This is a genomic window from Tsukamurella sp. M9C (genome assembly GCF_020169415.1).
Classification (GTDB): Bacteria; Actinomycetota; Actinomycetes; order Mycobacteriales; family Mycobacteriaceae; genus Tsukamurella.
Genome location: NZ_JAIULG010000001.1, coordinates 258,770 through 269,294, shown reverse-complemented (window position 1 = coordinate 269,294; position 10,525 = coordinate 258,770). Strand labels below are relative to the sequence as shown.

14 protein-coding genes are annotated in these 10,525 nt (G+C 71.8%); 7 read left to right on the top strand and 7 right to left on the bottom strand.

From position 1 onward, the window contains the following. A partial coding sequence (locus tag LB823_RS01280; protein WP_224644943.1) for an LCP family protein occupies nt 1-1,235 on the top strand: 1,235 nt, incomplete at its 5' end. A gap of 9 nt (nt 1,236-1,244) precedes the next feature. Then, nucleotides 1,245-1,904, top strand: a complete 660-nt coding sequence (locus tag LB823_RS01275; protein ID WP_224644942.1) for a TetR/AcrR family transcriptional regulator — start codon at nt 1,245-1,247, stop codon at nt 1,902-1,904. 30 nt (nt 1,905-1,934) lie between these two features. On the opposite strand, the gene LB823_RS01270 is transcribed toward LB823_RS01275, so the two are convergent. The 7 genes from LB823_RS01270 to LB823_RS01240 form a co-directional block, all read right to left on the bottom strand. Continuing rightward, the gene (locus LB823_RS01270; protein WP_224644941.1) at nt 1,935-2,831 is read right to left on the bottom strand and encodes a DUF5926 family protein; all 897 of its coding nucleotides are present in this window, start codon (nt 2,829-2,831) and stop codon (nt 1,935-1,937) included. 10 nt (nt 2,832-2,841) lie between these two features. Then, entirely contained in the window at nt 2,842-3,600 is a 759-nt protein-coding gene (locus tag LB823_RS01265) for a glycerophosphodiester phosphodiesterase (protein ID WP_224644940.1), read from the bottom strand. Next, nucleotides 3,585-4,418, bottom strand: a complete 834-nt coding sequence (locus LB823_RS01260) for a DUF4328 domain-containing protein (protein WP_224644939.1) — start codon at nt 4,416-4,418, stop codon at nt 3,585-3,587. Before LB823_RS01260 ends, LB823_RS01265 begins: the two co-directional genes overlap by 16 nt. Beyond that, the gene (locus LB823_RS01255; RefSeq protein WP_224644938.1) at nt 4,418-4,768 is read right to left on the bottom strand and encodes a rhodanese-like domain-containing protein; all 351 of its coding nucleotides are present in this window, start codon (nt 4,766-4,768) and stop codon (nt 4,418-4,420) included. The genes LB823_RS01260 and LB823_RS01255 overlap by 1 nt, the downstream gene beginning before the upstream one ends. A gap of 132 nt (nt 4,769-4,900) precedes the next feature. After that, complete coding sequence (locus tag LB823_RS01250) at nt 4,901-5,806, bottom strand: S49 family peptidase (RefSeq protein WP_224644937.1); 906 nt, start codon at nt 5,804-5,806, stop codon at nt 4,901-4,903. 47 nt (nt 5,807-5,853) lie between these two features. Beyond that, a complete protein-coding gene (locus LB823_RS01245; RefSeq protein ID WP_224644936.1) occupies nt 5,854-6,273 on the bottom strand; it encodes a DUF2752 domain-containing protein in 420 nt (139 codons plus the stop codon). A 74-nt stretch (nt 6,274-6,347) separates the two neighbouring features. Then, nucleotides 6,348-6,746, bottom strand: a complete 399-nt coding sequence (locus LB823_RS01240) for a hypothetical protein (RefSeq protein WP_224644935.1) — start codon at nt 6,744-6,746, stop codon at nt 6,348-6,350. 275 nt (nt 6,747-7,021) lie between these two features. Here LB823_RS01240 and LB823_RS01235 point away from each other — a divergent pair, with 275 nt between their 5' ends. From LB823_RS01235 to LB823_RS01215, 5 genes are all read left to right on the top strand, one after another. Continuing rightward, a complete protein-coding gene (locus LB823_RS01235; RefSeq protein WP_224644934.1) occupies nt 7,022-7,198 on the top strand; it encodes a hypothetical protein in 177 nt (58 codons plus the stop codon). Nucleotides 7,199-7,367: 169 nt separating this feature from the next. Beyond that, nucleotides 7,368-7,970, top strand: a complete 603-nt coding sequence (locus tag LB823_RS01230) for a superoxide dismutase (RefSeq protein ID WP_224644933.1) — start codon at nt 7,368-7,370, stop codon at nt 7,968-7,970. Between the two features lie 94 nt (nt 7,971-8,064). Next, the gene (locus LB823_RS01225) at nt 8,065-8,670 is read left to right on the top strand and encodes a class I SAM-dependent methyltransferase (protein ID WP_224644932.1); all 606 of its coding nucleotides are present in this window, start codon (nt 8,065-8,067) and stop codon (nt 8,668-8,670) included. A 299-nt stretch (nt 8,671-8,969) separates the two neighbouring features. Continuing rightward, the gene (locus tag LB823_RS01220; protein ID WP_224644931.1) at nt 8,970-9,704 is read left to right on the top strand and encodes a TMEM165/GDT1 family protein; all 735 of its coding nucleotides are present in this window, start codon (nt 8,970-8,972) and stop codon (nt 9,702-9,704) included. Between the two features lie 59 nt (nt 9,705-9,763). Beyond that, complete coding sequence (locus LB823_RS01215) at nt 9,764-10,522, top strand: SDR family NAD(P)-dependent oxidoreductase (protein ID WP_224644930.1); 759 nt, start codon at nt 9,764-9,766, stop codon at nt 10,520-10,522. Nucleotides 10,523-10,525: the final 3 nt, after the last annotated feature.

The following is a 10,525-nucleotide window of genomic DNA, read 5'->3' as shown; positions in this document are numbered from 1 at the left end:
CCCAGCCCCGCGCCACCCGCGTCGAGCGGCCGCAGCCGCAGCCCCGGCAGGAGTGGGCGCCGCGGCAGGAGCCCGAGCCCGTCCCCGCGGGCGAGGTCAAGCGCACCGTCGGGGCCCGGGGCAGCAGCGACGGGCGCGTCCCGCCGCCCCCGCGTCCGCCGCGCAACCGCAACCGCGGTCGTGACCGGGAGCCCGGTCGACGGTCCGCCGCCCCCGCACCCGAGGCGCCCGCGCCGAAGAAGGTCCGCCGCAAGCGCAAGCTGCACCCCTTCCGCTGGCTCGGCGTCTTCCTGGTCCTGCTGCTGGTCGGCACGGTGGCGGGCACGATCTACTTCGACGGCAAGCTCACGCGGATCGACGCGCTCGCCTCGTACGCGGGCCGCGTCGCCGACACGCCGGGCACGAACTGGCTGCTCGTGGGCACCGACGCCCGCGAGGGCCTGACACCCGCGCAGCAGAAGGCGCTCGCGACCGGCGGCGACCTGGGCGGCGCCCGCACCGACACGATCATGCTGGTGCACGTCCCGAAGTCGGGCGATGCGACGGTGGTCTCGATCCCCCGCGACCTCTACGTGCAGATCCCCGGGCAGGGCGGACACAAGATCAACGCGGCCTACTTCCTCGGCAGCACGTCGGGCAACGGCGACGCGGCCGGCGCGCAGCTGCTGGTGCAGACCTTCGAGAAGGCCTCCGGCGTGCGCATCGACCACTACGCGGAGATCGGCTTCGGCGGCTTCGCGAACATGGTCGACGCGATCGGCGGCGTCGAGATGTGCCCGAAGTACCCGATCAACGACCCCAAGGCCGGCCTGCGGATCAAGGCCGGCTGCCAGACGCTCGACGGTGCGCAGGCGCTCGGCTACGTGCGCACCCGCGCCACCCCGAACGCCGACCTCGACCGGGTCGTGCACCAGCGCGAGTTCATGTCGGCGCTGTTCAAGGAGGCGACCTCGCCCACGACGCTGCTCAACCCGTTCGAGATGTGGGGCCTGTCGAACGCGGTGGTCGACGCGCTGTCCGTCGACAAGGACACGCACCTGTGGGATCTCGCGCGCCTCGCGTGGGCCATGAGCGGCAGCACCGTCACGACCACGACGCCCACCGCGGGTGGCGAGTACACCAGCGACGGCGACTCCCTCGCGTGGGGCAAGAACACCGATGAGTTCTTCGGTCTCATCGCCGCCGACCAGCCCGTTCCCGCTCGCCTCCTCAGTGGGACCCCGGGAACCGGTTAAGGTGGCGCCATGACTGAACGCGGCCGGATCGGCCGTCCGCCGAAGGTGAACCGGGAGCAGGTCGTCGCCGCGGCGGCCGACATCCTCACCACCGACGGCCCGCTGAAGTTCTCGATGCGCACCCTCGCGGCGCGCCTCGACATCAGCGCGATGGGCATCTACCACTACTTCGACTCGAAGAACGACCTGCTCGGCGCGGTGCTGGAGCACCAGTCGTGGAACACGCCGGTGCCCGAGTTGGCCGAGGACCCGCACGAGCGGCTGGTGCAACTCCAGCTCACCGTGATCGACCACCTCACGCAGCACCCGTGGGTCGTCGACGTGCTCTCTGCCGACGAGATCATCGACGCCTACTCGGCGTGGGCCTTCGACGAGTTCCTGCGCACCACCGACGAGATCGGCATCCCCGAGCAGGAGGCGCTGCACCTGCTGCTGGCGCTGTGGCGGTTCACGATCGGCGAGGTCACCGTGCGCACCAACCAGGCGATGCGCGACGCCCGCCCGTCGTCGAGCGCGTGGGTGGACCGGGAGATCCCGCAGCACGTGCTGGACCGGCCCCGCCTGTCGAGCGCGCTCGGCTCGCTGGCACCGAGCGCCGAGACCTACGACGTGCGGCAGACCATCCGCGCGTACCTCCGCGGCGCCCTCGGCGACCGCTTCCACGGCTGACCCGGCCGGGGCCGGATCAGCCGGCCCGGCCTACAGCGAGACCTGGCGGCCGCGCAGGCCGTCGCGGGAGCGTCGCTGCGCGGCGGTGAGCTCGGAGTCGTCCGTCAGGGCCTCGGCGAGGCGCTTCGCCAGTTCGACGGTGCCCGGCACCCACTCGTCGGGGTGCGACTCGCGGTCGAGGTCGAAGACGGGCACGAGCAGGCCGTCGGAGCGGAACGAGCCGGCGAACCGCGAGCCCTCGCCCACGGTGAGGCCTCCTGCGGCGTGCACGCGGGCCAGGGCGGCCATCAGCTCGTCCTCGGGCGCGGGGTGCACCCAGCGCAGGTGCGCCTTGGAGCCGGTGTCGGCCCACCACGGCGCGCCGATGCCGTCGGCGCCCAGGTCGAGGCGCGCGGCCGGCGTGATGAGCGAGTTGGCGTGCTCGACGAGCTGCCGGGTCTGCGCGTCGGCGTCGCCGGCGAGCCACCAGTCGAAGTCCTTGTGCACGGTGACCTCGAGCGGCGCGTCGGCCTCGAGGACCTCGAGCAGGGCACCGTCGGACTCCTCGGACAGCGCCTCCCCCACCGCGGCGTCGGCGGCGAACCGGGCGGCGCCGGCGAGCGCGGCGCCGGGCTGCAGCGGGCGGATGGCGGTCTGCAGGGCGGCGTAGCCGATGACCCCGTCGGCCTCCTCGCGGACGAGGGCCTGCGCGGCGCCCGGGAGCACCGTCGCGAGGCGGATCTCGCGGTTCGCTCCGGCGACCTTCAGCGGCGCGGTGGCGCTGGGCACGAAGTTGCGCAGCGCGACGATGTCGCACTCGGCGGCCAGGCCCTCGAAGGGACGGCCGGTGTCGGCGACGCTCGCCTCGGCGCGGGCGCGCTGGGCGGCCAGCTTCTCGGCACGGTTCGATCCCTCGCGGGGAGTGGCATTGCGTTCGCGTCTACCCATGCCCGGCAGCCTATCCCCGCAGCCAGGAGCGCGTGCGGGCCGGGTGGTTGGTGGCGACCCACTCCACGCCGAGGCCGTTGCACAGCGCCACGTCGGCCTCGGAGTCGACGGTCCAGCAGTAGGTGAACCGCCCGGCGGCGCGGGCCTTGGCGACGGTGTCGGGCCGCTCGCGCAGCGAGTCCACCGACGGCCCGATGCCCTGGGCGCGGACCGCGGTGGCCGCGCCGCCGCCGAGCAGCCGCGAGGCCTCCCCGAGGAGCACCGCGGGCACACCGGGGGCGTTGCGGCGCACGCGCCAGACCGCGGAGCCGGAGAAGGAGATGACGATGACGGGCGCGTCGGCGAGGTCGCCGGACTTGGCGAGGCCGTGGCGCTGCAGGGCCGCGAGCAGCTTCTGCTCGACCATGCCGCCGAATCGCACGGGGTGCTTGGTCTCGACGAAGAGCTTGCGTCCGGACGTGCGGGCGAGCTCGATCAGCTCGTCGAGGGTGACCACGGACTCGGGATGTCCGGGCCGCTTCCACGAGCCGAAGTCCATCGCCTGCAGGTCGGCGAGGTCGAGCTCGGAGACGGCGCCGGTCCCGTCGGACGTGCGCTCGACGGTGCGGTCGTGCAGGCAGACGAGGTGCTGGTCCTTGGTGAGCCGGACGTCGCACTCGATGGCGTCGGCACCCTCGGCGACTGCGGCCTCGAAGGCGCTCATGGTGTGCTCGGGGTACTCGCCGCTGGCGCCCCGATGCGCCACGATCCCCGCTACGCCGCCAACCATCGCGTCCCGTCCTCCTGCTCCCGGGCCGTCGGCCCCCCGTCGATCATCCGGACCAACCGTGCCGTGACCAGCAGGAACGCCCCGCTCAGCAGGTAGGTCAGCGCGGTGTAGACCATCGCGTCGGCGCCGTGCTGCAGGCCGCCGTCCGCGCGCGAGTACGCCACGCACCCCACGGTGACGATAGTCAGCGCGGCCCACCCGGCCCACCATCGCCGGATGAACATCGCGCGACGATCCGTCGGCTCCCCCGCCGCGCGCCGCTGCGCGTCGGCCAGTTCCAGCACCAGCACCGGGGCGGCCACCAGATTCACCACCGGGACCAGGCAGTACACCCACAGCTGCCAGGCCGGGCGCGGCTCGCGGGTGCCGAGCGCCGCGTACGCGCGCTCGCGCGCGACCCGCAGCCACAGCGCGAGCACCACGAAGAGCGCGATCACCGCGATCACGGCGAGCCAGCCCGCCACGAAGACGGCGACGGTGGCGATCACGGCGAGCCAGCCCGGCAGGGGCCCGGATCGGTTGATCACGAGCAGGAGGTACGCCAGGCCCTCCACGATCGCCGCCGCGAACACGATGCCGGTGGTCAGCCGCAGGACGAAGGGGGTCGCCTCGGCCGCGGCCTCCGCGGTGGTCGGCGCGGCGGGCGCGGCCGGGGTGAAGTCCTGGCGCAGGCCCCAGCGCGGGGTCGCGGGGTAGCGCGGCGTCGGCTTCGGGGCCGACGGTGCGCGGCGCGGCACCGGCAGCGTCTCCGGCGGGCGCCGGGCGAGCCAGCGCAGGCGGCCGCGGGGTTGTGCGGTGCGCGCGGGACTCGGGTGCATCAGACGGTCCCCTCGCTGCCGTCCGGCCGCACGACGGGCCGTCCCACGGACGCCCAGGCGATCATCCCGCCGTCCACGACGGCGGCTTCTATCCCCACGGTTTCGAGATAGCGCACGGCCTGTTCGGAGCGGCCGCCGCCGCGGCAGATCACGTACACCTGGTCGTCGAGGTCGATCTCCTCGAACCGCACGGGCAGGTCGGGCAGCGGCAGGTGCACGGCGCCGGGCGCGTGACCGAGGTCCCATTCGCCCTGGTCCCGGACGTCGAGCACGGTGAGCCCCGGCGCCGCGGCGAGGTCGTCGGGCAACGCATCGACGGGGATCGGACCGTCTGCGGGGTAGTCCGTCATGGCTCCAGTCTTCCACGCGCGACGGGGGCCGCCGACGATTCATCCACAGTTTCCACAGGCTCATCCACAACTTGAGGGTTGTGCGGCGAGCCCTTCACCAGCGCGGATTCAGCGCCCTGTGGATCGAGCATGTCAAGCCCCGAAATTCGCCCACAGGCCGCGGCGCTGCAGGCCGGCGATCGCACCGTCGAGCACGCCGGCCGTGACCGAGGCGGCGAGACCGGCCCCGTCGACCGCGGTGCCGCCGAGCAGGCGGGCGAACAGCGGCTTCGGGGTGTGCATGGCCTCGATCTCGGCGTCGGGGAAGCGCTCCTCCAGGACCCCGCGCAGGGTGCCGACGCCGTCCGCGAGCCCCAGGTCGACGGCCTTGCGGCCGATCCACACCTCACCGGTGAACAGGGCGGGGTCGTCGCCGAGGCGCTCGCCGCGGCGGCTGGTGACCCACTCGCGGAAGGCGCTGTGGATATCGCCCTGGAGGCCGTGCAGCCATTCGACGTCGCCCTCGCGGACGTCCTCGAACATGTCCAGCCGGTGCTTGGCGTCGCCCTCGGTGAAGACCCGGCGCTCGAGGCCGATCTTCCCGATCAGCTCCTTCGCGCCGAAGCTCGCGGAGATCACGCCGATGGACCCGACGATCGAGGTGGTGGTCACGAAGATCTCGTCGGCGGCGCAGGCCAGCCAGTACCCGCCCGACGCGGCGACGTCCTCGCAGAAGGCGAGCACGGGCAGCTCGTGCTTCGCTGCGAGCTGCCGGATCCGGGCGGCGATGAGCTCGGACTGCGCCGGGGAGCCGCCGGGGCTGTTGAGCACCAGTGCCACGGCGACGGCATCGTCGGTCTCGAAGGCGCGACGCAGCACCGACTCGACCCCGGCCAGGTTGAGGGTGCCGCGGCCGAGCCCGCCCGACATGGCGGGCGCCGCGATGGGGCCTTCGAGGCGCACGACGGGGACGACGCCGCCGGCCTGCCCGAGGGCGGCGCGCACGCGGTGGCTGGCGGCCTTGGCCGCGTCCTGCAGATCGGTCACGAGGGGACTCATGGACCCGACGGTAGCGGGCGAATCCGACACCCCGCCGTCGCCGCAGGTCAGGGCGCCAGCGGCGAACCCGGGAAGTTCCGCGCGACGGTCCAGACCACCGCCAACACGCCGACGGTGATCCACAGGTACTTGTTCTGCGGCACCGCCGGCACGGTGAATCCGACCCGCCGGCCGAGCCAGGCGAGCCACAGCCACGCGAGCACGGCGCCCGCCGGGTAGATCAGGGCGTTCGAGCCGAGGGCGGCGAGGAAATCGCCGTTGGTGACGTCGTTGACGGCGCGCAGGCCCCCGCAGCCGGGGCAGTAGAGGCCGGTCGCCGCGTACAGCGGGCACACGCCCCAGCTGTTCTGGACGTGCGGATCGCGCAGGTGCAGCGCGAGGACGACGGCGCCGGTGCCCGCCGCGGCGGCGATCGGCCACGCGGCCGCCCGCAGGCGTGCGGACGGCGACGGCGCGGTCGTGGTCATGGCCCCCAGGTTAGCGCCGGGCGCCGACCTGGCGCCCGGGCGCATCGTCCCGAGCCGCGGCGAGGATCTGCGGGTCAGAGGGCGGATGCGAAGGCGAGGCCGCCGAACAGGCAGCCGAAGGAGACGAGGGCGTCGAGCAGGGCGTACCCCCAGGCGTTGCGCCGGTTGAGCAGGTTGAGCACCGCGTGCGCGCCGAAGGTGGTGCCGAGCAGCAGCGACGTGAGGAAGGTGATCGCCAGCACGTCGAAGGTGCCCGTGTAGGTGCAGGCCATGGCCGCGCACTCGCGGATCGAGGGCATGGCGCGCGCGGCGAGCGCCAGGTTGACGATCGTCGCCGTGAAGGACACGACGAGCAGTGTCATCGACACGATGATGTCGGCGCGGGTCTGGCGGCCGCCGACGAGGGTGCGAACGCGGCCGGCCCGATCACCGCTGAGGCGCTGGGTGCGCGCCCCGAAGCTGGTTCCGGTCATGTCCACCATGTTCCCGCGCCGCACCCGGGATTCCAAGCGTTTGCGATAGGAACCGACCGCGTTTCTATCGGCCCGCGTCGCGGCGTCGCAGGTGGACGCCGTAAATCAATCCGTCGGTCTAATAGGTCACATTTGCTTGAATGAACAACAAACATCGGACATTCTTGGCCCGACTGTCCACCGGCGCCGGATCCCGCCGTGTTCCGGGTTCGATTTCCTACAGGCCTGAAGGTCCGCTACAGTGTTCCACACCACATCTGTGACGAGCTTCACAGGTGCAACACACGGAAGGCGGCGCGATGACGGTCAAGCACTCCCACTCCCTCTCCGCCGGTCCCGACGCCGCGTCGCGCAGCTCCTGCACCGTGTACTTCTCGCGCTCGCTGACCCGCACGCTGCTGACGGTGGGCGTGCTCGCACTCGCGCTGGTGCTCATCGTCGTCCTGGGCTGACACCCGGCCGGAACGCCCCGTCGGCCCTCGCCGGGCCGCACCGCGAACCTCAACTGCACTTCATGCGCTTTCGGCCGTCCTTATTGCGGAACCATTCCAGATAAGAAAGGCTGGAAGAGTACGAAGGACGAAACAGGAAGCGATCGCTTCCGCAATCGAAGGGAAAGACGTGGCCGTCTACACTCTGCCGGAACTCGACTACGACTACAGCGCTCTCGAGCCCTACATCTCGGCCGAGATCATGGAGCTGCACCACAGCAAGCACCACGCCGCGTACGTCGCCGGCGCCAACCAGGCCCTCGAGCAGCTCGCGGAGGCCCGCGAGGACGGCTCGATCGCGACCAAGGCGCCGCTGCTGAGCAAGAACCTCGCCTTCCACCTGGGTGGCCACACCAACCACTCGATCTTCTGGAAGAACATGTCGCCCAACGGTGGCGACAAGCCGGTCGGCGACCTCGCCGCGGCCATCGACGACCAGTTCGGCGGCTTCGACAAGTTCCAGGCCCACTTCAACGCCGTCGCGATGACCCTGCAGGGCTCCGGCTGGTCCGTGCTCGCCTACGACCACATCGGCCAGCGCCTCATCATCCAGCAGCTGACCGATCAGCAGGGCAACATCTCGGAGGCCCTCACCCCGCTGCTCCAGCTGGACATGTGGGAGCACGCCTTCTACCTGCAGTACAAGAACGTCAAGGCCGACTACGTCAAGGCCTGGTGGAACGTCGTGAACTGGGACGACGTGGCCGCGCGCTACGCCGCCGCCACCGCCTGAGTCCTTCTTCCTCAGCCTCGAGACCCCGTCCAGCGCATCGCGCCGGCGGGGTTTCGTCGTTCCCGGTGTCAGTGCCTCCTGACACAGTGGGCACATGACACAACCGGGATACGACGCCCTCGCCGACACGTACGCCGAGATGTTCCCGGATCCGTACCAGTACCCCATCGAGCGGCACGCCGCGGCGGCGTTCGCGGAGGCCGCCGCGGGGCGCCCGGGCCGGACGGTGGACGTCGGCTGCGGGCTCGGCCACGTCGCCGCCGACCTGGCCGGACGCGGCCTGGACGTGATCGGCGTCGACCCCAGCCCCGGCATGCTCGCGCACGCGCGCCGCCTGCACCCGGAGGTCCCCTTCGTCGACGGTGACGCCTCCCTCGCCGCCCTGCCCGACGGCCCGATCGCCGCGATCCTCGCCCGGTTCAGCCTGATCCACGTGGAACCGGCCGAGGTCCGGTCGACGGTGCGCGCCTGGTCGCGACGCGTCGCCGCGGGCACACCCGTCATGGTCGCCTTCCAGGCGGCCGACGATCCCGGGCCGCCGCTCGCCTTCGACCACGCCGTCGCACCCGCCTGGCGCTGGCATCCCGACGAGTTCGCCCGCGTCCTCGTTGAGGCTGGCTTCGCGGAAGCGTGGCGGATCGTCGTCCGCGACAAGGACTACCGCTTCCCCATGGCGCAGCTCCTCGCCGTCCGCGACTGACCATGCGGCACGGTGCCGGGCGCCCGGCACCGTCGGATCCGGGTACCCGAAACCCTCGGGCCGGGCCCGTGAAGAATCAAGACAGGGCTCCAAAACTCCTGCGCTACTTGTCATTTCAGAGGCACGCGACTAACCTGGAGCTCGCACGAAGGGGAGTAGCCCCCAATCGCGCGGTCGACACACTGGCGAGAGCCCGGCCGCGCGAACCGGAAAGCCTCCGGTGGGCGAGACCTTTGTGCCACTTGCGCGGTCCGACGGTCGGATCCGTGTGGCACAGGTCTTCGCAGGAGGTATGCACCGTGCTCAACGCGTTGCTCATCAGTTTCGCCGTGGTCTTCGTGGCCGAGCTCGGCGACAAGTCCCAACTCATGGCGATGACCTTCGCTGCCCGCTTCAAGTGGTGGGTCGTGCTGCTGGGCATCACCGCCGCCACGGCGCTGACCCACATCGCGTCGGTCGGCATCGGCTTCGCGCTCGGCTCCGCCATCCCCACTCAGCTCATCACCGCCGTCGCGGGCGTCTCGATGCTGGTCTTCGCCTTCTGGACCTGGCGCGGCGACACCCTCTCCGACGACGAGAGCGGCACCGCGGACCGGGTCACCCGCTCCGTCTTCCTCGCCGTGGCGTCCGCGTTCTTCCTCGCCGAGCTCGGCGACAAGACGATGCTCGCCACCATCACCCTGACGACGCAGCACAACTGGTTCGGCGTGTGGGTCGGCTCGACGCTCGGCATGGTCGCGGCCGACGCCCTCGCCATCGCGGTCGGCGCGCTGCTCGGCTCGAGGCTGCCGGAGCGGGCCATCGCCATCGGCGCGACGATCCTGTTCTTCGGCTTCGGCGCGTGGCTCCTGGCCGAGGCCTGGCCGGAGCTCGACGGCACCAGCCGGATCGTCACCGGGCTGGTCGTCGCCGTCACGATGATCGGCGGCGGGCTCGTCGTGCGCCGGGCGCACCGCGCCGCGGCGGCGGCACCGTCGAACCCCGAGGTCCCCGAGGAGAGCACCCCCGGCCCCGGAAGAACCGCCCTTCACTAATGTGAGGTGGGTCGCGCCGCCCACCGGCGAGTGCGCTCCACTACAGAAGGGAACCAGCCATGGACGTCTCCGGCTCCTCCGTCATCGTCACCGGTGGCGCATCCGGCCTCGGCGCCGCCACCGCGAAGCGCTTCGCCGATGCCGGCGCCACCGTCTTCGGCCTCGACCTGCAGCCGTCGATCGACAAGGCGACCCCGGTCGAGAACGTGCACCTCGTCGCGACCGACGTGACCAAGGAGGACGAGGTCCTCGCCGCGATCGCCGAGGCCGTCAAGGCGGGGCCGCTGCGCGTGGCCGTCAACTGCGCCGGCGTCGGCTGGGCGGGCCGCATCCTGTCGAAGAACGGCCCGCACGCGCTGGAGCTGTTCCAGACGGTCATCAACATCAACCTGGTGGGCACGTTCAACGTGATGCGCCTGGCCGCCGACCAGATGAGCAAGCAGGAGGCCGTCGACGAGCAGGGCTCCCGCGGCCTCATCGTCAACACCGCCTCCGTCGCGGCGTTCGAGGGCCAGATCGGCCAGATCGCCTACACCGCGTCCAAGGGCGGCGTGCACGCCATGACCATCACCGCCGCGCGCGACCTGGCGCAGTTCGGCATCCGCGTGAACACCATCGCCCCCGGCACCATCAACACCCCGATGCTGGCCGGCGTGACCCCGGAGTTCAAGAAGACGCTCGAGGCGGGCATCCCGTTCCCGTCGCGCCTGGGCGAGCCGAGCGAGTACGCCCAGCTGGCCTACTTCCTCGCGGAGCACGATTACATCAACGGGGAGACGATCCGCATGGACGGCGCACTCCGCATGGCTCCGCGGTAGCCG